Here is a 24,710-nt window from a genome sequence, read left to right as displayed (position 1 = left end):
CTCATGCCTCCCGCGGGCACCAGCCCTGCGCATTCCGCTTGATTTCAACGGCAAACAGGCGGCAAGGGTAGAGAGAAAGCGATCATTCTATCATGAAGGAATTTCATGATGCACTACTGGAAGACCATCCCGCCGCTAAAAGCCCTCTTGGCGGTTGAGGCCGTGGCCCGCCTGCGCAGCTTCACCCGCGCGGGCGAAGAGCTGAACACCAGCCAATCCGCCGTCAGCCACGCCGTGACCCAGGCGGAAAGCTTCCTGGAAACCAAACTGTTCGACCGCTCCGCCCGCCCCGTCGCGCTGACGGCTGAGGGCACCGAATACATTGCCTCGCTCAGCACCTGCCTGGCGCAGCTCTCGGCCGACACCCAGGCGCTGCGGCAGCGCAAGGAAGACAACACCCTGACGATCTCCTGCAACCTGGCTTACGGCAACTACTGGCTGCTGCCGCGGCTCAAGGGGTTTCACGCCGCGCACCCCGGTGTCCAGGTCAATATGGTCACCGCCTTCCACGGGCTGTCCACGCTTGACCCCGGCATCGACGTGGCGATCCGCTTTGGCCGCGGCAGCTGGCCCGGCTGCCAGTCGCAGCTCTTGTTCCGCGAGCAGATCCTGCCGGTCGCCTCCCCCGGCTACATCGCCCAGACAGGCGCCGCTTCCAGCCCGCAGGACCTGCTGCGCCATACCCTGCTGCACGCCCGCTCCAACGACAAATCCTGGTACGACTGGACGCAGTGGTTCTCTTACTTCGGCGTCAGGCAGAGCGGCCCCCTGCCCGGCCCTGCCTTCGACAATCACCTGCTGATGATGCAAGCCGCCCTCAGCGGCCGCGGCATCGCGCTCGGCTGGATCGGCACCGCCACCGATTTCCTGCAGGAAGGCCAGCTGGTGCCGGTCCTCAACACACCGGTGGTGCTGGAGGAAGGCCTCTATGCCGTAGCCCGCGACCGCAGCTCACCGCGCATCAATGCATTTCTGGAGTGGTTCGCCAACTACACCGCGACTGAGTTCCGCGGCCAGACGCAAGCGCACTGGCCCGGGCTTGCCGCCCCCCTGCCCCGGGACTAAGCTCGAAAACAGGCTCTAAATTGGGGTTTCCTTCTGAATCAAAGACCGGCCCCGCGCGCCGTGCAAGCCAGCCGCGAAACGCGGCCAACTATAGAAAACACTTGCACGAATCCGCCTGTTTCGCCAATAGTCACGAAAAAGAGGCGGTAAACGCCAATTTCCGTGAACACGCCGCCAGGCAGAAAAACGGAATTACATACGGGCAGCGAGCAGATGGATACTACACACACTCCCGAGGACCTCAACGCGGTTATCCGCCAGCATTCCGAATGGATTGCGGCGCAGCTGCACGCGCAGCGCGAGAGCCTGTTTCCGCCCAACGCCTCGAAAACCATGCGGAAATTCACCTCTGGCGAGGCCGCGGCCCTGCTTGGTGTGAATGATTCCTACCTGCGCAAGCTGCATCTGGACGGCAAGGGCCCCTCGCCTGAGCTGACCCCCGGCAACCGCCGCCAGTACACCGCCGACGACATCCAGGAACTGCGCGAACTGCTGGAAAAAACCGCCCGCAAGCCCGGCGACTACCTCCCCGGCCGCCGTGACGGCGATAAAATGCAGGTCATCGGGGTGATGAATTTCAAAGGCGGCTCGGGCAAGACCACCTCCTCCGCCCACCTCGCACAGCGGCTGGCCCTCAAAGGCTACCGGGTGCTGGCCATCGACCTCGACCCGCAGGCCTCGCTGACGGCACTGCACGGAGTGCAGCCGGAGTTTGACCTGCAGGATGGCGGCACGCTCTATGACGCGATCCGCTATGATGATCCCGCACCGATCCAATCGGTGATCCGCAAGACCTATATCCCGAACCTGGACCTGATCCCCGGCAACCTCGAACTGATGGAGTTTGAGCACGACACCCCGCGGGCGCTCGCCCAAGGCAGCGCCGGGCTGTTCTTTTTCCGGGTAAAAGAGGCTCTAACACAGGTGGATTCGGACTATGACGTGGTGGTCATCGACTGCCCGCCGCAGCTCGGCTTCCTCACCATGTCGGCGCTTTCCGCCGCCACCGGCGTGCTGGTCACCATCCACCCGGAAATGCTCGATGTGATGTCGATGTCGCAATTCCTGCGCATGACCGCCGACCTGATGGACGTGATTGCGGAATCCGGCGCCGATATGAGCCACGACTGGATGCGCTACCTGCTGACCCGCTACGAACCCTCGGACGCGCCGCAGAACCGCATCGTTGCCTTCCTGCGCACCATGTACGGCGACAAGGTGCTGAACGCGCCGATGCTGAAATCCACCGCGATCTCCGACGCGGGGCTCACAAAACAGACACTCTACGAGGTCGAACGCAGTGCCTTCACCCGCTCGACCTATGACCGCGCGGTCGAAAGCCTGAACGCAGTCAACGACGAGATCAGCCAGCTCATTCAGGAAACCTGGGGGCGCACATGACCAAGAGCAAAAAGTCCCGGCTGTCGATGCTCGACAGCCTGGCCGCCGCCGGCGCGCCGATGGCCTCCCCTGGCCCGGCCACTTCGATGATGACCAGCAACCGCGCCCTGCGCTCGGCCCGCGACGCGGTGGACTCGCACCGGGTCTGGGAGCTGGAGCCGCATCAGATCGAAGATACCCGGATCAACGACCGGCTCGACCCGTCGGACATCATCGACCTGCGCGACGCGATTGAGACCAACGGCCAGACCGTGCCGATCCTGGTGCGCCGCCACCCGGCCGAGCCCGACCGCTATCTGCTTGTCTATGGCCGCCGCCGGCTGGAGGCGATCCGCTCGTCGGACAAGGTCGCCAAGGTCCGCGCTTTGGTTGCCAATCTCGACGATGACGCCGCAGTACGCGCCCAGATCTCCGAGAACATGGCCCGGCGCGACCTCACCTTCATCGAAAAGGCCCTGTTTGCGCAGGAGCTGGTCGAGAACGGCTTTGGCAACCAGTCGCAGGTGGCCGAGGTGCTGACCGTCACCAAATCCTCCGTCTCGATGGCCATCGCCATTGCCGAAGCTGTCGGCCCCGAGCTCGCCCGCGCCATAGGCCCCGCCCAGGGCATTGGCCGCCCCCGCTGGGACACCCTGGCCAAAGCCATCGAGGAAACCGGCGCCGACCGCGACGCGCTGATCCGGATTGCCGAGGCTGAGTACAGCAATTTCGCCGTGGAAGCCGTAATCGAAGGCTCAGAAGCCTCACCTGCAGACCCCTCGCTGCTGGCCTTTGAAGCCGTTTTCAAGGCCGCGGTTCCCTCCCCTGCCCCGCAGGCTGCCAAACCGGCAAAGAAGGTGCTGCAAGGCGCGCAGAAACTGACCATCGGCGGCAAACGCGGTGCCACTCTGCGCCGCTCTGCCAAGGGTTTGAACCTGGAGCTTCCCGGCGGCGATTTCGCCGACTGGTTCGAGGCCGAGGCCCAGACCCTGATCGAAGAGCTTCACGCCCGCTGGCAAGAACGGGTGGAAGGTTAAATGAAAACAATAACTTAAGGAGGCACAGAGCAGACTAAAAAGAAGGCCCCGCAAAGCCGGAGCTCCACGAGACCTACTTGTTTCTAGCACTCTCAAGTTAGTGGCCGGAGCCTGTAACCGCAAGTCCAAAGCGATTCGCGGGCCGCTCTTTTTTTGTCTTTCGTGATGATGACATGGGATACATGCCGATCACGCCTTTCGGGCGAACGGTGGACGCTGTCCTGCTGCACCAGCAGGCCGCCACCGAACGGGCCATTGCGCCCGCTGCAGTGAACAAATGGGATGTGCTGCGCGAACTCGCCGCCGCACGTAAGCACTACGGCCTGAATGACCGCGACCTCACCGTTCTGCAGGCGCTGCTCAGCTTCCTGCCCGGCAAGATGATTGAGTCCGCCTCCGGCACCCCTGTGGTGCATCCGGCAAACCAGACCATCTGCGAGCGGCTGAACGGCATGCCCTGCTCCTCCATGCGCCGCCATCTTGCCAAGCTGGTTTCCGCCGGCCTGCTGATCCGCCGCGACAGCCCCAACGGCAAACGCTACGTGCGCCGCTATGGCGGTGAGCGGGTGGCCTATGGGTTTGACCTCTCCCCCCTCGCCCGCCGCTTTGCCGAAATCTCCGATGCCGCCGAAGCCGAGCGCTCTCTTCAAACCCGCATCAAACAACTGCGGGAAACCGTCAGCCTGATGCGCCGTGACCTTGCCAATCTCACGCTTCTGGGTGAAGCGGAACGCCCGGATCTGCCCCACTGGACCCGCTTCCAGGACTGCGCCCTGCTGACCGCCCGGGCCCTGCGCAGAAAGCTTGGTTTGGACGAACTGCAGCTGATCGCCTCGGGTCTGGAGCAAATGCTGACCGAAGTAAAAGCTCTTCTAGAGCCTGTTTTGACCGAGGATCTGAGCACCAGTGACAGCCATATTGAGCAGCACTATCAGAATTCAAAGAAAGACTCTTATGAATCTGAACAGGCGACTAAGGCTACGCACAGATCTGAAAGCATACCGCATGAGGACATGGCATATGCTGAGAAAACCTCAGCGCAGATCCTGCCGGACCGCACAGTTTCAAACCAAACCCCAAGGAGCGCTACAACGGGACCGAATATCTCTCTCCGCCTGATCCTGGCATCCTGCGGAGAAATCCGAAGCTATGCCGAAGGCGGAATCACAAATTGGTCCAGCCTCCAGCGCGCCGCGGATACCGTGCGGCCCATGATGGGGATCTCTTCCCAGGTCTGGGAGGAAGCCAAGCGCACTATGGGAGCGGTGGAGGCCTCGGTTGTCGTGGCAGCAATGCTGGAACGGTTTGGCGACATTCGCTCTCCCAGCGCCTATTTGCGGAGCCTCAGTGCCAAGGCTTTGGCCGGAACATTCTCCAGCGGGCCGATGGTGGTTGCGCTCTCGCGCCGGGCGGCTGTGTGAGGAGTTCACAGCTGTGAACTTTGGCTGGGTACGGCTGTGAACAGGGCCTGGGGTCTGAAAACTTTGCATCGGCGCATAGTAGCGCAACGCGGTTAACACCCGGCAAGTTGTGCGTGCGGAGGCAACGCAACGGCCAGGGCACAGAGTTCGAAAGCTCGGATAACGGAGTGGTTGCAGACCGTTCAGAAACGGATAACAGCTTCTGGCCTAAGGCCCCTGCCCCGGTTTTCATAGGGCTACGAGCAAGGTCCGGGGTCTCTGGGCCAGCCGGGATGACCGGCCCAAAGAAAGAGGCTTAGACCCAGCCCATCTTGTAGTGATGATGGTCAAAGGAGAGATGCTGGCCGCAACCGGCCAGTCCCGGGCGGTGGTGGCGGTAGAGCGCGCGCCAATAGGGCTGGATGGCGACGCCCTCGTCCTGGATCAGCTTTTGGATCTTGGCCATGACGTCACGGCGTTTGTCTGCGTCTGCAATCGACAGGGCCTCGTCCAACAGGGCGTCGAACTCGGGGTTGTCCCAGCCGAATTCGTTCCAGGCCTCGCCGGAGCGGTAGGCCACGTTCAGGATCTGCACCGCCAGCGCCCGGTGGTTCCAGTTGGTGGCCGAGAACGGGTATTTGGTCCAGTCGTTCCAGAAGGTCGAGCCGGGCAGCACTGTGCGCTTCACCTTGATGCCTGCATCGCGCAGCTGGGCGGCCACGGCATCGCAGGTGTTGCGGCGCCAGTCGTCGTCGATCGAGATCAGCTCATGCTCGAAGTCGCCCATACCGGCCTCGTCCATCAGCGCCTTGGCCTTTTCCGGGTTCACCTCCAGCGGCGGCAGTTCGGCGTAGGCCGGATGCACCGGGGAGACGTGGTGGTTTTCGGCAGGCGCGCCGAGGTTGTTGTAGCCCAGTTCCAGGCAGACCTTGTTGTCGACGGCCAATGCCAAGGCTTTGCGGACGCGGACGTCGGCATAGGGTTTGACGCCGTTCACCTCGGCCTGCTGGTTGGGGCGGATCACCAGGGTTGAGGCGGTCACAACCTCGGACTTCTCCAGGCCGAGATCGTCGAGGATGGAGATATATTCGCCGACGGATTCATGCAGCATGTCGACTTCCTCGGACTCCAGCGCCGCCAGCCAGGAGGAGGGATCGGTGCCGAAATCGAGGTATTCGATGCGGTCGAGGTAGGGTCCGCCATAGACCTCGGTGCCCCACCAGGTGAAATCCGCCTTGCGTTCGAGGATGCAGTTCACGCCGACCTGATGTTCGGCAATCACATAAGGGCCGGTGCCGATGTTGTTCAGCAGGTCGGCGGTGTCGAAATTGGCGTGGATGATTTGCGCCGGGTAGTCGGCCATCGCCGGGATCAGCGAGATGTCAGGGCGGGGTAGGGTGAGTTTTACTGTCAGGTCATCGGCCACAGTGATGGCGCCGGGGAGGGCCTTGCCGCTGTCCCTGTCGACCAGGGTAGCCATGCGGCCGGCCATGGAGTTGCCCTCGACGGATTTGTCGCACCAGCCTTCGATATTGCGGGCGACGTCGGCGGCGGTGAAGGGATCGCCGTTGTGCCAGGTGACGCCGGGGCGGACGTGCAGGGTGTACTCGGTGGCGCTGTCGTTCACCTCCCAGCTTTCCAGCAGCATGCCGCGGAAGGAGCCGTCGTTGTTGTACTCGACCAGGTATTCAAAGGTGCCGCGGGTGATGTTGCCGATCTGCGACCAGTCGTAGACGCGGGGCTCCTTGAGGCCTTTCACGTCCATCTGGATGCGCAGGGTGCCGCCCTGCTGGGGCACGGTTTCGGCGCGGGCCGGAGCCGTTGCGCCGATCAGCCCGTAGGCTGCTGTGGCACTGACGCCAAGGGCGGTGGCGCGGGACAGGAATTCGCGGCGGCTGAGTTTGCCGTCCTGCAGTTCTGCGGCGTGCATTCGGGCCGCGGGGTGGATGTGGGGATGGGTCATTCTGGTCTCCCTGGAGTGATCTTGGCCTGCGCGCCTCAATAGGTCGCAAGCGATGGGCCGCCGGCCTCGGGGGCGGGCGGGAATTCGCGGGTGAGCTGCTCGGTAAACTGTTGTTTTTGTTTGGTATAGTCGGGATGAAAGTAAAGATTTACGTGTTCGCCCGGGTCAGAGGCGAGGTGGAACATCTCACCCCAGTCCGGATTCTCCGGATAAAGGGTGAAACGCCAGTCCGCGCTCAGCAGGGTCTGGTTGTAGGTGTCCATGCGGGTGCGCGGGTGGTACTCGGCATAGAAGGTATCGCGGCCCGGGCTTTCGGGTTCGGCGAGCATGGGCTGGAAGGATGTTCCGTCTGTATGCTGGGTGGGCAGGGCGAGGTGGTCCTGCAGCGTGGCGCGCAGGTCCAGGTGGCTGGTGATGCCGTTCCGCTCGCCAGGGGTGACGCCTGGTCCGGCCATGATCAGCGGCACATGCAGGAGCGGGAGGTAGGGGGAGGGGCCCTTGCGGATCAGCCCGTGGTCGCCCAACAGCTCGCCGTGATCGGAGGTGAAAAGGATCAGGGTGTCCCCGGTCAGGCCTTGGGCGTCGAGCTGGGCGAGGATGCGTCCGATGCCGTCGTCGATCATCGAGACCATGCCGTAGGTATGGGCGATGGCCTGGCGCAGGGAGGCGTCGGAGAACCGCTGAGTGGTCTGCATGAACCCCTGCTCGCGCGGGGGGCCGGGGTTGCGCAGGAAATCGACGTAGCTGCTGGCGGCTTCCTCGCGGTCATTGTCGAGGATGTAGGAGGGCATTGCGGCCAATTCGTCGGGGACTTGGGCCGGGGCAGGGACCTCGGCAGGGTCGTACATGTCGCACCAGGGGGCGGGCGGTGAGAACGGGTGATGCGGGTCGGGATAGGAGACGAAGAGGAAGAAGGGCGCGTCGCCGTTTTGGTCCTGCAGGAAATGGCAGGCGCGGTCGGTGATCCAGCTGTTGTAGTGGAGCTCTGCCGGGATGGCGGACTTCCAGACCTCGTCCATGTCCTCGGGCGGCTGCTCCAGCGCGTTTTCGGGGAGGTAGAGGGCGGCGGCCTCGGGGGCGGTTTCACGCAGCCAGTTGGCGTAGTGGCCGCCCTCGGTGGCGCTGACGGATTCGCCGATCAGGATGTCGACGGTGTCAAAGCCGTAGAATGGGCCGGTCCAGCCGTCGCTTTGCGGCAGGTCCCAGAAGGCGTTGCTGTCGGGCATCTCGTGTTCAGCGCCAGCGAGGATGGGCTGGAAGTGGAACTTGCCCGCGCCGTGGGTGCGGTAGCCGGCCGCCTTCAGGTCATGGGTGATCAGCGGCAGCTCCTCGGGCAGGGCGACGCCGTTGCGGGTCAATCCGTGGTGGCGGGCGAACAGGCCCGAGAACAGGGTGGAGCGGCTGGGCGAGCAGATCTGATGCGGGGTGAAATGGTTGCGGAAGACCGCACCGCGGGCGGCGAGGGCGTCGATCTGCGGGGTCTGCACCACCGGGTTGCCGGTGCAGCCGAGGCTGTCGGCGCGCTGCTGGTCGGTCATGATCAGGATGACATTCGGAGGCGTGGGGGGCGGCATAGGGGTCCTCTGCGGTTGCGGCGCAGGGACGGTAGCGGGCCAGAGAGATTTGGAAAAATACTATGTTTTTCCCATGATATTCGTAGAGTGAATATCATGTTCAGTCAGAAGCAGCTCGAAGTGTTCCGCGCGGTGATGTCCACCGGCTCTGTCTCCGCCGCCGGGCGGCGGCTAAACCTGTCGCAGCCGAGCGTCAGCCGGATCCTGGGCGATCTGGAACGGCAGTTCGGGGTGCCGCTGTTTCAGCGCAAGAGCAAGGGTGTGCATCCGACGCCAGAGGCGGAGGCGTTTCTGGAGGAGGTGGAGCGGAACTATCTGGTGTTGTCGAACCTCGAGGAGGCGGCGGCGCAGATTGCCCGCAAGGAACGCGGCACGCTATCGATTGCCACCATCACCGCCGCGTCGCTGGAGATCGTGCCGCGGGCGCTGGAGCGGCTGGGGGTGCAGGAGAAGCAGATCAAGGTGTCCTGGCAGGTGAAATCCTCGAAATGGGTGCTGGATTTTGCCCGCTCGGGGACGCTGAAGACCGGCTTTGCCAATGTGCTGCATATGCCGACGGGGATGCATCTGCTGTTTGAAGGCGCGGTGCCGCATATGGTGTTTGTGCCGAAGGGGCATGTGCTGGCCGCAGACGCCGGGCCTTTACCGCTGCGGGAACTGCGCGGCGAGCCGTTGATTGGCCTTCTGGGGCAGGTGGCGGATGAGTTGGCCTTGCGCAATATAGGATCTAATGCGGGCGCTCCGATGACCGCGGAGACCTCTTTGGCGGCGCTGACGCTGTCGCAGCATTGCGGCGGGCTGCCGGTGGTTGATGCCTTTACTGCGCATTACTGGCAGCAGCGCCAGGGTGGGCAGGCGCGGATCGTGCCGGACCTGCCGGCCTACCGGTTTGCGGTGTTTGAGCCGCTGGGCAGCCGGGCGTCGATGATCGACCGGGAGTTTCAAGCCTGCCTGATTGATGAAATCAAAGAGATCATGAGCTGGACTGGGGCAGAGCCCCAGGAGGATGCGCGTGCATAAACGTGAGGGCGGCGCATGACCTTGGGGAGGCGTGTAGCGCCTTCCCAGAGGGAAGGTCAGGCGCTGCCCGGCGGTGCCGCCGGGCGAGTCTGCTGCTACCGGTAGGTTCTGTCTTCCAGCGGGGTGTCTTCTAGGAAGGATTTTACCTCGCCGATCAGCGCGGTTTCGGCGGGGTTCAGGCTGCGCTTGGGGTTATAGGCGAAATGCACGTCGATCGGGGGCAGGTCGTCATAAGGCGGCAGCTGGCGCAGGTTGCCGAGCGCCACGTCGCGGTTGGCCACGTGAACGGGCAGGGCGCCGATGCCGATGCCGGCCATGATCATCCGGCGCACCTCGGGCAGGTTGGCGGAGACGCCTTTGAGCCCCGGCTTCAGCAGCGCCCGTTCGCGCAGCTGGGTGACGGCATAAAGCGGGCCGCTTTCGATGTCGGTCTGGAAGGAAACCGAGTTTTCGCCGCGCAGCTCAGCCAGCTGAATGGTGTCCTGGTTGAACAAGCGGTGGTGCGGGCCGCAGTAGAGACCGAAGAATTCGCGGAACAGCGGCGCGCTCCATAAGGCCGGGTCGGGTTCGCGCATCAGGCACATGCCGAATGAGGCCTGGTTCTGCCGCAGCCGGTTCATCACCTCGGAGCTTTCGGCCACGGAAATGGAATAGGTCACATCCGGATGGCGGCTGTTGAAGCTGTGCAGCAGGTCCTCGAACTGGCTGGAGATGACATGGCTGGCGACCACGATGGCGATATGGCCGGTGACCTGGGCTTTGACCGCATTGACCAGGCCGGGGATCTGCGACACGGCGCCGAACATCGCCTGGCATTCGCGGTAGAGGATTTCGCCCTCGGGCGTGACGGCAAAGAGGTTGGGCTTGCGGTCGATCAGCCGCTTGCCGACGGTCTCCTCCAGCCGTTTTAGGGCGCTGCTGATGGTGGGCTGGGTGAGGCCCAGAAGCTCGGCCGCGCGGGTGATGCCTTGCTGGTCGACAACCACCATGAAGGTGCGCAACAGGTTCCAGTCCAGGGTCCAGGGGAAGCGCTGTTCATAGGGTTTCATCATAGATCCTATCAATGATGCCAATTCAGATTATTTTTTTGCTCTATGTTGAGGGCACATGCAACAGTCCGGCACCGAGCGAGGAGGCCATAGCGCTGCCTGAAAGGCGGGCGTGGCATGTCATTAGGGAGGACACCGCATGAACGCTCTCACCAAAACCATCAAAACCGTGCTGGCGGCCGGCGCGCTGGCTGCGGCCTCGTTTGGCGCGGCGCCTGCGGCAGCCGAGGAGCTGGACACCATCAAGGAAAAGGGCGTGATGCGTATCGCCATGAGCGGCGCCTACCCGCCGTTCAACTTTGTCAATGAGCAGAATGAGGTGGTGGGCTTCGACCCGGCCATCGGCGAGGAGATCGCCAAGCGCATGGGTGTTGAGGTCGAGATTGTGACCACCGCCTGGGACGGCATTATCGGCGGGCTGCTGGCGAATAAATACGACGCCATTGTAGGGTCGATGTCGATCACCGACGAGCGCAAGGAAGTGGTTGATTTTGTAGGCCCGTATTACCGGATGAGCCGGGGCATTTTTGTCAAGGAAGGCTCGGACGTCAGCGATATGGCGGCGCTGGCCGGGCGCAAGATCGGCGTGACTCTGGGCGAGACCCATGAGCAGTGGGCGCGCGAGCAGGCGGGCTGGACCATCCGCACCTACAAGGGCCTGCCGGAGCTGCTTCTGGAGTTGGACAACGGCCGCATCGACGCGATTGTGACCGATGACATCCCGGTGCTGCTGGCGGTGCGCAACAACGGCAACAAGATTGCGCAGCTGGATACCTCGGGCCTGGCGGGGGTTGCCGATCAGGCAGGGATTGCCATCCGCAAGGGCAACCCGGAGCTGGCGGCGGCAATGCAGGCGGCGCTGGACGCGATGCAGGACGACGGCACCTATGTGAAGATTGCCGAGGAATGGGTCGGCGGCGATATCCGCTAATTTGAGCCGCAGGCCCGGCCGCGGCGTTCTGCGGCCGGGCATCCCTTGAACTTTCTGCCCGGAACTGACCATGGATTTCGACCTTATCCTGCGGGTCTATCCCTTTTTCCTGGAGGCCGCCTGGGTCACCATCCAGCTGTCGGTCTACTCGATTGCGCTGGGGCTGGCCTGCGGCGCCTTAGGGGCCGCGGCGCGGCTGTCGCGCAGCAAACCGGCGCGGGCGGCGGGGGCGGTGTATGTCTCGGTGATCCGCGGCACGCCGGCGCTGATCCAGCTGTTTATCCTCTATTTCGGCGGGCCGCAGATCGGCATTCAGCTGGATGCGTTTGAGGCGGGGGTGATCGGACTGGGCGTGAACATTGGCGCCTATATGACCGAGACCATGCGCGGGGCGATAATTGCGGTCGATAAAGGCCAGGGCGAAGCGGCGCGGACGCTGGGGATGAGCCGGGCGCAGGCGATGCGCAAGGTGATCCTGCCGCAGGCGGCGCGGCTGATGATCCGGCCGCTGGGCGTTAACATCAACGCGCAGATCAAGGGCACCGCGCTGGTGGCAGCGATCTCGGTTGTGGAGCTGACCTACACCGCGCAGCGCTATATCGGATCAACCTACAAACCGTTTGAGATGTTCTTTCTGGCGGGGGTCATCTACCTGGTGATCATCTATGCCACCGGGCTGGGGATCTCCTATCTGGACCGGAAGGCGGCGCTGCGATGACCGGGGCTATTCAACGGGCAGGGGGCTGTCATGGGGCTTGATTTCACGGTGCTGCCAAAATTCATCGACCAGCTGCTGCTGGGGTCGATGTGGACGGTGGCGATCACCGTGTCGGCGGCGGTGCTGAGCTTCTTTGGCGGGATCTTTCTGGCGGTTGTGGTGCTGTATGCGCCAAAGCTGGTGAGCCTGCCGTTCCGGGTGTTTTCCTGGCTGTTCATGGGCACGCCGCTGCTGTTGCAGCTGTTCCTGATCTATTTCGGGCTGATCGAGCTGGGCGTGGACCTGCCGGCCTTTGTCGCCGGGGTGATCGGGCTGGGGCTGCATTTTGCGGTCTATAACTCCGATATCATCCAGGCGGGCATCAAGGCGGTGGACACTGGTCAATACGAGGGCGCGCGGACGCTCGGCCTCAGCAAGCTGCAGACCCTGCGCAAGGTGGTGGTGCCGCAGGCGGTGCGCGCCGTGGTGCCGCCCATTGGCAACAACATGATCGCGCTTTTGAAGGACAGCGCGCTGGTGTCGGTGATCGGGGTGACGGAGCTGACGCTGAGCTCGCAGCTGGCGATCTCAAAAACCTTCCGGCCGTTTGAATTCTATCTGGCAGCGGCGGCCTGCTATTACGTCATCAACCTGGGGCTGGAGGCGGGTCTGCGCCGGATCGAGCGCCGCATCCAGACCGCTCGGTAGCCTGGGCAGGGAGGGTCATTCACATGAGCAAACCGTTCGTAGACATCCGCCACGCGGCCAAGAAATTCGGCGAGCTGGAGGTGCTGCATGACATCAGCATGCAGATCGGCAAGGGCGAGATTGTGGCCATCATCGGCCCCTCCGGGTCGGGAAAATCGACCCTATTAAGGGCAATCAACGATCTGGACCCGCTGAGCTCGGGCGAGGTCTGGCTGGAAGACATGCAGGTCAACAAGGCCCTGCCGCCGCGCCAGTACGAGAAGCACATCAATCAGGTGCGCCAGGACATCGGCATGGTGTTCCAGCACTTCAACCTGTTTCCGCATCTGACGGTGCGCGGCAATATCACCCTGGCGCCGAAGATGCTGAAGGGGATTTCCGACGCCGAGGCCAATGCGCTGGCCGAGGAGCAGCTGAAGCGGGTCGGGCTGTTGGAGCGGATCGACTATTACCCGAGCCAGCTGTCGGGCGGCCAGAAGCAGCGGGTGGCGATTGCCCGGGCGCTGGCGATGAAACCCAAGGTGATGCTGTTTGACGAGGCGACCTCGGCGCTGGACCCGGAGCTGGTCGAGGAGGTCAACCAGGTGATGAAACAGCTGGCCGAAGAGCACATGACCATGATCATCGTGACCCATGAGATGGGCTTTGCCGAGAGCGTCTGCGACCGGGTGGTGTTCATGGATGGCGGCTATGTGGTGGAGGAGGGCCCGCCTGAGGTGCTGTTCCGCAACCCGTCCCACGAGCGGACCAGGAATTTTCTGCGCAAACATCTGCAAGGGCAGAGCTGAACGTGAAAGACCAGACCATGACAGAGTCGAACCTGTTCTATCAATCCCGACTGGCGCGCCCGATGCTGGACCGCGCCGAAGGGATCTATCTGTGGGACACTTCGGGCAAGCGCTATATCGACGGCTCATCCGGCGCGATGGTTAGCAATATCGGCCATTCCAACCCGAATGTGATCGCGGCGATGAAGGCGCAGATGGACAAGTCCACCTTTGGCTACCGGCTGCATTTCCAGAACGAGCCGGCCGAGCAATTGGCGCGGATGACGGCCGGGCTGATGCCCGAAGGCCTGGACCGGGTGTTCTTTGTCTCCGGCGGGTCGGAAGCGGTGGAAAGCTCGATCAAACTGGCGCGGCAGTATGCTTTGACCCAAGGGCAGGAGAGCCGCTGGAAGGTTATCTCGCGGTTTCCGTCGTACCATGGCGGCACGCTGGGGGCGGTTGCGCTGACCGGCTATGACCCGCTGTCCAAGCCGTTTGCGCCAATGCTGCGCGACATGCCCAAGATCGCGGCGCCGCTGTGCTACCTGGACCAGGACAATCTGGATGATGAGGCGCGCGGGCTCAAATATGCCGAGCTGCTGCGCGACAAGATCATCGCGGAAGGGCCGGAGAGCGTGCTGGCCTTCATCATGGAGCCGGTGGGCGGCGCCTCGACCGGGGCGCTGGTGGCGCCAGACAGCTATTACGCGCGCATCCGCGAGATTTGCGACGAGTTCGGCATCCTGCTGATTTATGACGAGGTGATGACCGGCGCCGGGCGCACCGGGCGGTTTGTCGCCTCTGAGCATTGGCGGGTGACGCCCGATATTGTGGCTCTATCCAAGGGATTTGCCGCGGGTTACGCGCCCTTGGGGGCGATGGTGGCCAAGGGTTCGATTGTCGAGGCCGTGCTGGATGCGGGCGGTTTCATGCATGGGTTCACCTATGCCGGCAACCCGCTGGCCTGTGCCGCCGGGGTGGCGGTGCTGGGCGAGCTGCAGCGTCAGGACATGATTGGCAATGCCGCGCGGATGGGGGAACTGCTGAAGGAGCGGCTGGCGGGGCTGATGGAGCGTTATCCCTTCATCGGCGATGTGCGCGGCAAGGGGCTGCTTTTGGCGTTTGAGCTGGTCGCAGACCGTGGAACCATGGCGCCGCTGCCGAAAGGTTTGAACGCTTATAACCGGCTGGTTGATCTGGCCTATGAGCGCGGGCTGATCATCTATTCCCGCCGCACGCGGGGCGGGCTTGAGGGCGATCACTTCCTGGTCTGCCCGCCGCTGATTGTGACAGAGGCCCAGGTGGATGAGATCACCGGCATCCTGACCGAGAGCCTTGATGCGATGGCGGCGGAGATGTCCCTGCCGGTGGTGCGCTGATGCCGATGCTGGACAAGTCTTGCGGGATGGCGGAGGCGATTGCCCGCATCCCCGATGGCGCCAGCGTGATGCTGGGCGGCTTTGGCGTGCCGGGCACGCCGTTCTGCCTGATCCAGGAGCTGGTGCGCCATGGAGCCCGCGATCTGACGATCATCAAGAATGACAGTAATGAAGCGGGGATGGGCGTCGACTGGCTGCTGCAGAGCGGCCAGGTGGCTAAGCTGATCACCAGCCATATCGGGCTGAACGCCAACGCCGTGCGGATGATGAACGCGGGCGCGCTGGAGGTGGAATTTGTGGCGCAGGGCATCCTGGCTGAGCGCATCCGCAGCGCCGGGGCCGGGGTGATGGGGTTCGTCACCGATATCGGCGTTGGCACGGAACTGGCCGAGGGCAAGCAGGTGGTCACCGTGGACGGGCAGACAGGGGTGTTTGAGCCGTCCTTGCGCGCCGATTTTGCGCTGCTGCATGCAGCGCGGGCGGATAGCTTTGGCAACCTGGGCTTTGCCGCCGCCGCGCGCAATTTCAGCCCGCTGATGGGGATGGCGGCGCGCCATACCATCGTGGAGGCCGAGGAGGTGGTGCCGCTCGGCGCGATCCACCCAGAGGATGTGCATCTGCCGGGGCCGTTTGTGGATGACGTGATTGCTTTGCCTGAACTGCCGGAGGTCTATGGTGTCGTTGAACGCTAAGGAACGGATGCTGCGCCGGGCGGCGGCGGATATCGAGGCCGGGATGACGGTGAACCTTGGCATCGGACTGCCGACCCAGGTGCTGCGCTATGTGCCTGCGGATCTGCCAGTCTGCTTGCATTCCGAGAACGGCATTGCCGGGGTCGGGCCGGTGGGCAAGCCGGACCGCAATCTGATTGATGCGGGCGGGGCTTATGTGTCGCCGATTGCCGGCACCTCTTACTTCGACAGCGCGGTGAGCTTTGCGATTGTGCGCTCCGGGCGGCTGGATCTGACCATGCTGGGGGCGTTCGAGGTTGCGGGCAACGGCGATCTGGCCAACTGGATGATCCCGGGCAAGTTCACCCCCGGGGCAGGCGGCGCGATTGAGCTGGCGCAGAAGACCCGCAAGGTGGCGGTGCTAACCACCCATACCGACAAGAAGGGCAACCCCAAGATCCTGGAGGCCTGCACCCTGCCGCTGACCGCGCGCGCCTGCGTGCACCGGATTTTCACCGACATGGCGGTCTGCGATGTGACGCCGGAGGGGCTGGTGCTGCGCGAGGCCGCCGAAGGGGTGAGCGTGGCGGAAATCCGCGAGGCGACTGGGGCGCGGCTGATCGTGCCGGATGCTCCCTTGCCCGTTTTTTGAGGACATTAGCGATGGATCAACAGACCCAAACCCGCATCCTGCACGCGGTGGATGCCGTGTTCGACGGCGAGACCGAGTTCCTTCTGGAGCTGAGCCGCCACCCCTCGACCCGCGGCAATGAACAGTCGGCGCAGGATTTCATGGCTTCTGAACTGACCGGGCGCGGCTATGCGGTAGACCGCTGGCAGATTGATGTCGATGAGATCTCGCATCTGCCCGGGTTCTCGCCGGTGCTGGGGCCTTATGAAGATGCCGTCAATGTGGTCGGCAGCCATCGCAGCCGCACGGGCAAGGGCCGCAGCCTGATCCTGAACGGCCATATCGATGTGGTGCCCGAGGGGCCTTTGGGGATGTGGGACACGCCGCCTTATGACCCGCGGGTGGATGACGGCTGGATGTACGGGCGCGGCACTGGCGACATGAAGGCGGGGCTGGCCTCGAATCTGTTTGCGCTGGATGCGCTGCGCAGCATCGGCGCGGCGCCGGCGGCGGATGTGTTTTATCAGTCGGTGGTCGAGGAGGAATGCACTGGCAACGGCGCGCTGGCCTGCCTGCAGCGCGGCTATAGGGCGGATGCGGCGCTGATCCCCGAGCCCTTTGCCGAAAGCCTGGTGACGGCGCAGCTGGGGGTGATCTGGTTCCAGGTGCATCTGAAGGGGATGCCCACCCATGTGGCCTATGCGGGCAGCGGCTCCAACGCGATTGAGGCGGCAATCCCGCTGATCAGCGCCCTGCATGAGATGGAGGCGCGGTGGAACCGGCCGGAGTGCCGCCATCACGCCTATTGCACACATGATCATGCGCTCAATCTGAATGTGGGCAAGATCCAGGGCGGCGACTGGACCAGTTCGGTGCCGGCCTGGTGTGTGTTCGATGTGCGGATGGGGCTGTTTCCGGAGCAGGACCTGGAGGAGGCCAAGCGCGAGATCGAGGCGGTGCTGATGGAAGCGGCGCACACCCACTCCTTCCTGCGCAACAACGCGCCGGAGATTGTCTATCACGGCTTCCACGCCGAGGGCTATGCGCTGGCGGATCATGACGTGCCGAACGCGCATGGGGCGGTTTCGGCGCTGGGGCAGGCGCATGAGGCTGTCACCGGTAAGGAGCTGGACAAGATGGCGATCACCGCCACAACGGACGCGCGGTTCTTTGGCCTTTATGCGGATACCCCGGCGCTGGTTTACGGGCCGGTGGCGGAGGCCATTCACGGCTTTAACGAGCGGGTTGATATGGAGTCGGTGCGCCGCATCACCCAGGCCACCGCGCTGTTCATTGCCGATTGGTGCGGGCTGGAGGAGGTCTGAGCATGCAGGACGCCGTCATCGTCTCCACCGCGCGCACAGGCATCGGCAAGGCCTATCGCGGCGCTTTCAATAACACTCAGGGACCGGTGCTGGCGGCGGAGGCTGTGCTGGCCGCGGTGTCGCGGGCTGGGCTGGAAGGGGGCGAGATTGAGGATTTCACCCTCGGCTGCGCCTTAACCCAGGGCACCACGGGGATCAATGCGGCGCGCCATACGGTCTTTGCCGCCGGGCTGCCGGACAGTGTTTCGGCGGCGACTCTTGACCGGCAGTGCGCCTCGGGGCTGTCGGCGATTGCCGTGGCGGCCAATCAGGTGCGGCTGGGCGAGGCGGAGGTGGCGCTGGCCGGCGGGGTGGACTCGGTCTCGCTGGTACAGAACAAGGATTGGAACGGCACCCATCACCGGATTCCGGCGGTGCGGGATGGATATTACATGCCGATGCTGGAGACGGCGGAGGAGGTTGCCAAACGCTATGGCGTCAGCCGGGCGGCGCAGGATGAATATGCGCTTCTGAGCCAGCAGCGCACGGCGGCGGCGCAGGCGGCGGGGCACTTTGACGCCGAGATCGTGCCGGTGCGTGCGGTGAAGCTGGTGAGGGACCGGGAGACTGGCGCGGTTTCCGAACAGGCGGTGACGCTGGCGGCGGATGAGTGCAACCGGCCCGCGACCTCTTTGGAGGGGCTGCAGGGTCTGGCGCCGGTGATGGGCGACGGGCATTGCGTCACGGCCGGCAATGCCAGCCAGATGTCGGATGGCGCCGCGGCCTGTGTGATCATGTCGGGGGCGGAGGCCGCCCGGCGCGGGCTGGCGCCCTTGGGTGTGTTTCGTGGCATGGCGGTGGCGGGCTGCGCGCCGGAGGAGATGGGCATCGGACCGGTGCTGGCAATCCCGAAACTGCTGCAGCGGCATAGGCTGACGGTGCAGGACATCGGACTGTGGGAGATCAACGAGGCCTTTGCGGCGCAGCTGGTCTATTGCCGCGATAAGCTGGAGATCGACCCGGAGCGGCTTAATGTGAATGGCGGCGCGATATCCATCGGCCATCCCTATGGCATGAGCGGTGCGCGGATGGCGGGCCATGCGCTGCTGGAGGGCCGCCGCCGCGGCGTGCGCTATGCGGTGGTGAGCATGTGCGTCGGCTGGGGCATGGGTGCCGCGGCGCTGTTTGAGGTGGCCGGGTAGGGCTGGCAGCCGCTAAATCTGCGGCGTTCAAATTCAGGCGCAAAGGGTTCAGAGATCCGCGGGGTGGCGCAGCCTTTAGGTGCGGGTCTTGCGTTCCTCGCCCTGCCATTCGAGGAAAGCGTTGAACAGCTGCTGCTGGGTGCTGATGCCCAGTTTGGCATAGGCGTTCTTGCGGTGGGTTTTGACCGTCGGCAGGGCGATGCCCAGGGTCAGGCTGATCGACAGGCTGGAGTGGCCCTTGAGGATCATCTGCACCACCTCCGCCTCGCGCGGGGAGAGGATGGTGCGGGCGAAATCCTTTAGCTTGCGGTCCGGTTCCTGGGGGCTTTGGCTGGCGGGCAAGGTCGAGGCCTGCCGGGACCAGAGCTGGCGGAAGGCGGCGGCGAACAGCGGCAGGAAGGGGCGCAGGCGCGCCAGAAGATCATCCGGGAAGCCGCCTTCGGATGCGGGGCGGGCGAAGCTGATCTCGCCCATGGCGCCGCCGGGCAGTTCTGTCAGCAGCGTGAGCTCCACCAGGCCTGCGGGCCAGCCGGGGGTGCGGTAGCCGATTTCCTCGGCATCTTCGACCAGAATGCCGGGGGTTTCCGGCGCTGGGTTCCAATTGTCGGGGGCGAGGTCTGCCATCCGGTAGAGGCCGGGCTGCAGCCCGTCGAGCAGCGCGTTGTAGACTGGGTTCAAGAGGTAGGTGCTGCTGACGTAGAGCTGCACCGCGTCCTTGGCGGCACCGTCGGGATAAGTGTCATCCAGGTAGTGCGGGCGCTGGCCGGGGCGGTTCACCACGCAGAAGGCGGCGGTGAAGGGCAGCAGGGGGCGGGCGGCGGCAATCAGCTCCGGTGCGCCGCCGCTGCCGTCGATGACGCGGGCCAGCGCGCTGTTGGCCGTTTCGATGTCAGTGCCCTGATAGTCCACATCATCCTCCTGGTTCCGGCGGCATAACATGGCGGTGCGGTGGGCGCATCATCCTTGGGGAGGATGGCGCGGGGTGCGGGGGCTCCTTAGAGACGCGGGCAAAGAAGGAATGTGCCGATGACGACTCCCCCGATTGTTCTGGATGCCGAAGCCGTGGCGCGGCTGCTGCCGCAGGTCGATGTGTTGCAGGAAATGCGGGCGCTGTTTGCCGAACTGGGCCGCGGCCAAGCGGTGCAGCCGGCGCAGACGCTGACACTGTTTCCGGAAGGGCAGGGGGATTTCATCACCTATCTGGGCGCCGGGGGCGGTTCGTTTGGTGCGAAGCTCTCGCCCTATCTGGTGCGGGAGGTCGGGCCGGTGATCACCGCCTGGACGGTTCTGATGTCGATGGAGACCGGCCAGCCGCTGATGCTGTGCGATTCCGGGCGGCTGACCACTGAGCGCACTGCAGCCACTACCGCGCTGGCGGTGGATCTGCTTGCTGGGAAAGAGGCAAAGACGGTAGCCATAATCGGGTCCGGTGCCGTGGCGCAGGCGCATTGGCGGCATGTGCAGGGCCTGCGCGATTGGCAGCAGGTGCGGGTCTATTCGCCCGGCCTAGGTGCGGACGCGGGCAAGCAGGCCGCTTGGCGCGGGATCTGTCCGGAGGCTGCCTTTGCCGTCAGCGCCGAAGAGGCTGCACGGGAGGCGGATGTAGTGATGCTGTGCACCTCGTCGGGCACGCCGGTTCTGGACGCCGCGGCGGTGGCGCCGGGGGCGCTGGTCACCTCGATCAGCACCAATGCGGCTGAGGCGCATGAGATCGCGCCCGCGTTTCTGGCTTCGGCGCAGGTCTATTGCGACTATCGTGAGACCACGCCGGCAAGCGCCGGAGAGATGGTGCTGGCTGCACGGGATCATGGCTGGAGCGCGGATCAGCTCCGGGGCGATCTGGCGGGGCTGGCCGCCGGAACGTGTGAGGGGCCGGAGCCTGGGCGGCCGGTGTTCTTCCGCTCGATCGGGCTGGGGCTGGAAGACATCGCCATCGCCAATGCCATCTACCGCGCCGCAAGCGCTTGAGAGACAGGAGAGTGATCCATGCATATCGAACCCTTTGGCGTTGAAATCTGGATGAACGAGTGGGAGACCAAATGCGAATGGAACCTCGCCGAGACCTGTGTCGAGAGCCTGACTATTGACGAGTTGCTGCAGCTGGCGGGGAGAAACTCCGCCGATGTGTCTGAGCTGCTGGGCATGAAAATGACCTATGGCGCCATTGAGGGCTCGGACCGGCTGCGCAACGCGATTTCGGCTCTGTACAAGGGGCAAAGCCCGGAGAATGTGATCGTCACCCATGGCACCATCGGCGCCAATATGCTGGTGCATAAGACGCTGGTCGCGCGCGGCGACCGGGTGGTGGCGGTGGTGCCGACCTATCAGCAGCATTACTCGATCCCCGCGAGCATCGGCGCGGATGTGCATCAGCTGCGCCTTTGCGAGGAGAACGGGTTTCTGCCCGACCTGGAGGAGCTGCGGGCGCTGGTGACGCCGGAGACCAAGCTGATTGCCATCAACAACCCCAACAACCCGACCGGGGCGCTGATGGACCAAGCGATGCTGGAGGAGATTGCGGCGATTGCACGGGAAGCTGGCGCCTGGATCCTCTGCGACGAGGTTTACCGCGGCACCGATCAGGACGGGGACGGGATGACCGCCTCAATCGCGGATATCTATGAAAAAGGGATCTCCACCGCCGGCATGTCCAAGGCCTATTCGCTGGCCGGGCTGCGGCTGGGGTGGATTGCCGCGCCCAGGGAGGTGATCGAGGCAGTGGCCATTCACCGCGATTACGACACCATCTCGGTGGGGATGATCGACGACCATTTTGCAGCCCTGGCATTGGAGAACCGGGAGGCGGTGCTGGCGCGCAGCCAGCGGATCACCCGCGGCAACCTGGCGATCCTGGAAGCGTGGGTGGAACAGGAGCCGCGGATCTCTTGGGTGAAGCCGCGGTCCGGCACCACGGCGCTGCTGAAATATGATCTGCCGATGAGCTCGCGGGAGTTCTGCGTGGCGCTGCTGCAGGAGACCGGGGTGATGTTCACGCCGGGGTCGGCCCTGGGCATGGAGGGCTATGTGCGGATTGGCTATGCCAACGGGCCGGAGGTTCTGAAACAGGGTCTGGAGCGTGTTACGGCATTTCTGTCGGCACAGGAGCAGTGAGGCCTGCGGCCCGCTAAGCTGCAACAAAACATGATAAATTGAACAGCGCCGGAGGTCTCCGGCGCTGATTTTGTTATAGACGTCCGAAAGCGGTTCCAGCGCCTGCGCGCAGGGCTCTTGACAGAACAGCACGAATACCAAAAGGTACAGGTAGGAACAGGTACTATGACTCGCAAGCCAGTGAAACACGTCGGACTCCCAAAATCTGAGCAGGTGGCGCAGACCATCGAGCGCGAGATCCGCGAGGGCCGTGTTGGCCATGGCGACCAGCTCGAGAGCGAAGGCGCGCTGATGCGCCGGTTCTCGGTCAGCCGCAACACGGTGCGGCGCGGGCTGGAGAAGCTGTCGCGCCAGGGGCTGATCACCACACGGACCGGGATCGGGTCCTTTGTGACCTATGACGGGGCGACGATTGACAGCAATCAAGGCTGGACCGTGGCCTTGTCCGAGGGCGGCGGCGATGTGTCGACCCGGCTGTTGTCGCTGCGCAAGGACGGGTGCGCCCGGGCAGATACGGCACTTGGCGGGCAACAGGACTACCTGTGCCTGGACCGTCTGCGGTATTGCGGCACCGCGGGGCAGGGCATTTCGCTGGAGCGCAGCCGGCTGCCGTGGCGCGATGGATTTGAGGCGGTGCTGGAGCAGGGGCTGCAGGACGGCTCTTTGAATGAAACGCTGGCGGGGCAGGGCCTGGCGGCGGCCAGCGGCGAAGAAACCGCCGGGGTGATCCCGGCGCTGGAAGCGGTGGATGCGGCGATCATGGAGCGCCCGGCCGGCGCGCCGATGCTGCGGCTGCAGCGGGTGACCCGCTGCGAGGACGGCAGCGTGCTGGAGTTCGTGGAAAGCATCCTCGATCCGGACCGCTTTGGCTTGAGGATTTCGTTTTGACGGAACGGTTCGATAGGGCGCTTGGGGCGCTGGCCGGGGTGGCCCTGGGGGATGCCATGGGCATGCCGGCGCAGACCCTGCCGCGGGCGCAGATCCGGGCGGCCTACGGGCGGATCACGGATTTCATCGATCCTTTCCCGGATCACCCGGTGTCGCACGGGCTGCGGGCTGCGCAGGTGACGGATGACACAGAACAGACCCTGCTGCTGGCGGATCTGCTGCTGGAGAACCCGGACGGGTTTGACGATCACCGCTGGGCGCGGGCGCTGCTGGACTGGGAAGCCGACGTGCGGGCTCGGGGCCTGCGGGATCTGCTGGGGCCCTCGTCGAAAGCGGCGCTGGATGCGTTGCTGGCGGGCACGCCGGCCAGCGAGACCGGCAGGGGCGGCACCACCAATGGCGCGGCGATGCGGATTGCGCCGGTGGGGATTGCATGCCACTCGCAGGATATTGAGGCGCTGGTGGCCAAGGTGGCCGAGGCCTGCCGGGTGACCCATGCCACGCGCGAGGCCATTGCGGCGGCGTCGGCCGTGGCGATGGCGGTGAGCTGCGGCATTGACGGCGCAGATTTCGAGGCGGCTTTGCCCGCGGCGCGGGAGGCGGCCCGGATCGGCGGCACCCGGGGCTATCCGGTTGGCGAAGAGGATATGGCCGGGCGGATTGCCCGCGCGGTTGAGGCTGCAGACAGCGGCGGCGAAGAGGCGCTGCTGCGGGCTGCAGGCAACTCGGTTGCCAGCCGGGAGTCGGTGGCGGCGGCCTTTGGCATTGTACGGCTGGCACAGGGCGATCCCTGGCAGGCGGCGCTGCTGGCGGCGAATTTCGGCGATGACACCGACACCATCGGCGCCATTGCCTGCGCCATGGCAGGGGCCTGTGCCGGGATCGACGCCTTTCCGGCAGATAAGCTGGCGCAGGTTACGGAGGCCAACGGGCTGCAGTTGGGACCGGTGGCGCAGGGGCTGCTGGAGCTGCGTGCGCAGAGGGCTTCGGGATGAGCGCGCGGCTGATCCAGCTGTCCGGGGTGATCATCGACATGATCTACTCGGTGGACGCGGTGCCGGCGCCCGGAACCGAGGCCGTGGTATACGGCAGCGCCATTGCTGCGGGCGGCGGGTTCAACGCGATGGTGGCAGCGCGCCGGGCCGGATTGGATGTGGATTACGGCGGCACGCTGGGCAGCGGGGCGTTTGCCGGGATTGCCGAAGCCGCGTTGAAAGACGAGAGCATCGGCATTCTGCGGCCGCGGCTGGACGGCCAGGATCAGGGCTGCTGCACGGTATTGATCGACCGCGATGGCGAGCGCAGTTTCATCGCCTCTTCCGGGGCGGACGGGGTTGTGACGGATGCGGACCTGGCGCGGATCGTCCCCGGGGCAGGGGACTGGCTGCTGCTGTCGGGCTATGCGCTGCACTACCCGGGCAGCCGGGACGCGCTGACGCGCTGGCTGCAGGCGCAGGCCGGGCGCGGGCTTGATCTGGTGTTCGACCCTTGCCCGCTGGTGGCGGAACTTCCGGCGGAGGCCGTTTCGGCGGCTTTGGGTGCTGCGGCCTGGGTCACGGCCAATGCTGAGGAGGCGCGGGTGCTGACCGGCCTCTCGGCCCCGGTGGAGGCCGCTTGCAAACTGGCGGAGGGCCGCAAGGGCGGCGCGCTGGTGCGGGCGGGGGCCGAGGGCTGCTGGCTGGCGCTGCCGGGTGGGGCGGTCTCGCATCTGCCGGGGCATAAGGTTGCGGCAGTAGACACCAACGGGGCAGGCGATGCCCATACCGGCACCTTCATCGCGCTGATGGCGCAGGGCTGGGCGGCGGCGGAGGCCGCGCGGGCAGCCAACATCAGCGCGGCGCTTTCAACAACCAGACGAGGGCCATCAACGGCTCCGGCATGGGACGAGGTTCAAAGCGTGCTGGAGCGCGCAGAGGCCCCGGCCTGACACACC

23 protein-coding genes are annotated in these 24,710 nt (G+C 64.7%); 19 read left to right on the top strand and 4 right to left on the bottom strand.

Annotation, left to right across the window (positions count from 1 at the left end):
- Nucleotides 1-108: 108 nt before the first annotated feature.
- The 4 genes from RA19_RS18110 (at nt 109) to repC (ending at nt 4,903) form a co-directional block, all read left to right on the top strand.
- Nucleotides 109-1,065, top strand: a complete 957-nt coding sequence (locus tag RA19_RS18110) for a LysR substrate-binding domain-containing protein (RefSeq protein WP_206540290.1) — start codon at nt 109-111, stop codon at nt 1,063-1,065.
- Nucleotides 1,066-1,278: 213 nt separating this feature from the next.
- A complete protein-coding gene (repA, locus tag RA19_RS18105; protein WP_039123518.1) occupies nt 1,279-2,466 on the top strand; it encodes a plasmid partitioning protein RepA in 1,188 nt (395 codons plus the stop codon).
- Nucleotides 2,463-3,482, top strand: coding sequence for a plasmid partitioning protein RepB (gene repB, locus RA19_RS18100; RefSeq protein WP_039165238.1), 1,020 nt, complete (start codon nt 2,463-2,465; stop codon nt 3,480-3,482). The genes repA and repB overlap by 4 nt, the downstream gene beginning before the upstream one ends.
- Nucleotides 3,483-3,664: 182 nt before the next feature.
- Nucleotides 3,665-4,903, top strand: coding sequence for a plasmid replication protein RepC (repC, locus tag RA19_RS18095; RefSeq protein WP_241479100.1), 1,239 nt, complete (start codon nt 3,665-3,667; stop codon nt 4,901-4,903).
- Between the two features lie 295 nt (nt 4,904-5,198).
- Here repC and RA19_RS18090 read toward each other — a convergent pair whose 3' ends face one another.
- Entirely contained in the window at nt 5,199-6,845 is a 1,647-nt protein-coding gene (locus RA19_RS18090; protein WP_039165234.1) for an ABC transporter substrate-binding protein, read from the bottom strand.
- Nucleotides 6,846-6,880: 35 nt separating this feature from the next.
- Nucleotides 6,881-8,419 carry a sulfatase family protein gene (locus RA19_RS18085; protein ID WP_039165232.1) on the bottom strand — a complete coding sequence of 513 codons (1,539 nt, stop codon included), beginning with the start codon at nt 8,417-8,419 and terminating at the stop codon, nt 6,881-6,883.
- Nucleotides 8,420-8,515: 96 nt separating this feature from the next.
- Here RA19_RS18085 and RA19_RS18080 point away from each other — a divergent pair, with 96 nt between their 5' ends.
- Nucleotides 8,516-9,439 (top strand): LysR family transcriptional regulator, encoded by a 924-nt coding sequence (locus RA19_RS18080; protein ID WP_241479099.1) that lies wholly within the window; start codon nt 8,516-8,518, stop codon nt 9,437-9,439.
- Nucleotides 9,440-9,534: 95 nt separating this feature from the next.
- Here RA19_RS18080 and RA19_RS18075 read toward each other — a convergent pair whose 3' ends face one another.
- Complete coding sequence (locus RA19_RS18075; RefSeq protein ID WP_039165421.1) at nt 9,535-10,488, bottom strand: LysR family transcriptional regulator; 954 nt, start codon at nt 10,486-10,488, stop codon at nt 9,535-9,537.
- 139 nt (nt 10,489-10,627) lie between these two features.
- Between RA19_RS18075 and RA19_RS18070 the strand changes: the two genes are divergently transcribed.
- The 9 genes from RA19_RS18070 (at nt 10,628) to RA19_RS18030 (ending at nt 18,778) form a co-directional block, all read left to right on the top strand.
- The gene (locus tag RA19_RS18070) at nt 10,628-11,419 is read left to right on the top strand and encodes a transporter substrate-binding domain-containing protein (protein ID WP_052261894.1); all 792 of its coding nucleotides are present in this window, start codon (nt 10,628-10,630) and stop codon (nt 11,417-11,419) included.
- Between the two features lie 70 nt (nt 11,420-11,489).
- Entirely contained in the window at nt 11,490-12,137 is a 648-nt protein-coding gene (locus RA19_RS18065) for an amino acid ABC transporter permease (RefSeq protein ID WP_039165228.1), read from the top strand.
- Nucleotides 12,138-12,167: 30 nt separating this feature from the next.
- The gene (locus tag RA19_RS18060; RefSeq protein ID WP_039165226.1) at nt 12,168-12,824 is read left to right on the top strand and encodes an amino acid ABC transporter permease; all 657 of its coding nucleotides are present in this window, start codon (nt 12,168-12,170) and stop codon (nt 12,822-12,824) included.
- Nucleotides 12,825-12,847: 23 nt separating this feature from the next.
- Entirely contained in the window at nt 12,848-13,612 is a 765-nt protein-coding gene (locus RA19_RS18055) for an amino acid ABC transporter ATP-binding protein (protein ID WP_039165225.1), read from the top strand.
- 17 nt (nt 13,613-13,629) lie between these two features.
- Nucleotides 13,630-14,970 carry an aminotransferase family protein gene (locus RA19_RS18050; RefSeq protein WP_039165417.1) on the top strand — a complete coding sequence of 447 codons (1,341 nt, stop codon included), beginning with the start codon at nt 13,630-13,632 and terminating at the stop codon, nt 14,968-14,970.
- Nucleotides 14,970-15,662, top strand: coding sequence for a CoA transferase subunit A (locus RA19_RS18045; RefSeq protein WP_039165224.1), 693 nt, complete (start codon nt 14,970-14,972; stop codon nt 15,660-15,662). The genes RA19_RS18050 and RA19_RS18045 overlap by 1 nt, the downstream gene beginning before the upstream one ends.
- Nucleotides 15,646-16,293 carry a 3-oxoacid CoA-transferase subunit B gene (locus RA19_RS18040; RefSeq protein WP_241479098.1) on the top strand — a complete coding sequence of 216 codons (648 nt, stop codon included), beginning with the start codon at nt 15,646-15,648 and terminating at the stop codon, nt 16,291-16,293. Before RA19_RS18045 ends, RA19_RS18040 begins: the two co-directional genes overlap by 17 nt.
- Nucleotides 16,294-16,304: 11 nt before the next feature.
- Nucleotides 16,305-17,597 carry an ArgE/DapE family deacylase gene (locus tag RA19_RS18035; protein WP_039165222.1) on the top strand — a complete coding sequence of 431 codons (1,293 nt, stop codon included), beginning with the start codon at nt 16,305-16,307 and terminating at the stop codon, nt 17,595-17,597.
- Between the two features lie 2 nt (nt 17,598-17,599).
- Complete coding sequence (locus RA19_RS18030; protein WP_039165220.1) at nt 17,600-18,778, top strand: acetyl-CoA C-acyltransferase; 1,179 nt, start codon at nt 17,600-17,602, stop codon at nt 18,776-18,778.
- A gap of 75 nt (nt 18,779-18,853) precedes the next feature.
- Here the strand turns inward: RA19_RS18030 and RA19_RS18025 are convergent, their stop codons facing one another.
- Nucleotides 18,854-19,687 carry a response regulator transcription factor gene (locus RA19_RS18025; protein ID WP_039165218.1) on the bottom strand — a complete coding sequence of 278 codons (834 nt, stop codon included), beginning with the start codon at nt 19,685-19,687 and terminating at the stop codon, nt 18,854-18,856.
- 117 nt (nt 19,688-19,804) lie between these two features.
- Between RA19_RS18025 and RA19_RS18020 the strand changes: the two genes are divergently transcribed.
- The 5 genes from RA19_RS18020 to RA19_RS18000 all read left to right on the top strand — a co-directional run bounded on the left by RA19_RS18020 (nt 19,805) and on the right by RA19_RS18000 (nt 24,704).
- The gene (locus tag RA19_RS18020) at nt 19,805-20,746 is read left to right on the top strand and encodes an ornithine cyclodeaminase family protein (RefSeq protein ID WP_039165216.1); all 942 of its coding nucleotides are present in this window, start codon (nt 19,805-19,807) and stop codon (nt 20,744-20,746) included.
- Nucleotides 20,747-20,764: 18 nt separating this feature from the next.
- Nucleotides 20,765-21,889, top strand: a complete 1,125-nt coding sequence (locus tag RA19_RS18015) for an aminotransferase (RefSeq protein ID WP_039165213.1) — start codon at nt 20,765-20,767, stop codon at nt 21,887-21,889.
- Nucleotides 21,890-22,054: 165 nt separating this feature from the next.
- A complete protein-coding gene (locus RA19_RS18010) occupies nt 22,055-22,777 on the top strand; it encodes a GntR family transcriptional regulator (protein WP_039165211.1) in 723 nt (240 codons plus the stop codon).
- Nucleotides 22,774-23,772: an ADP-ribosylglycohydrolase family protein gene (locus RA19_RS18005; protein WP_039165209.1), complete on the top strand. Its 999-nt coding sequence runs from the start codon at nt 22,774-22,776 to the stop codon at nt 23,770-23,772. Before RA19_RS18010 ends, RA19_RS18005 begins: the two co-directional genes overlap by 4 nt.
- Nucleotides 23,769-24,704 carry a PfkB family carbohydrate kinase gene (locus RA19_RS18000; RefSeq protein ID WP_039165207.1) on the top strand — a complete coding sequence of 312 codons (936 nt, stop codon included), beginning with the start codon at nt 23,769-23,771 and terminating at the stop codon, nt 24,702-24,704. The genes RA19_RS18005 and RA19_RS18000 overlap by 4 nt, the downstream gene beginning before the upstream one ends.
- The last annotated feature ends 6 nt before the right edge of the window (nt 24,705-24,710 follow it).

Origin of the sequence: Leisingera sp. ANG-M1 (assembly GCF_000813745.1) — a bacterium.
GTDB lineage: Bacteria > Pseudomonadota > Alphaproteobacteria > Rhodobacterales > Rhodobacteraceae > Leisingera.
Note: the sequence above shows the minus strand (reverse complement) of the source record. Positions and strands in the feature narration are given on the sequence as shown.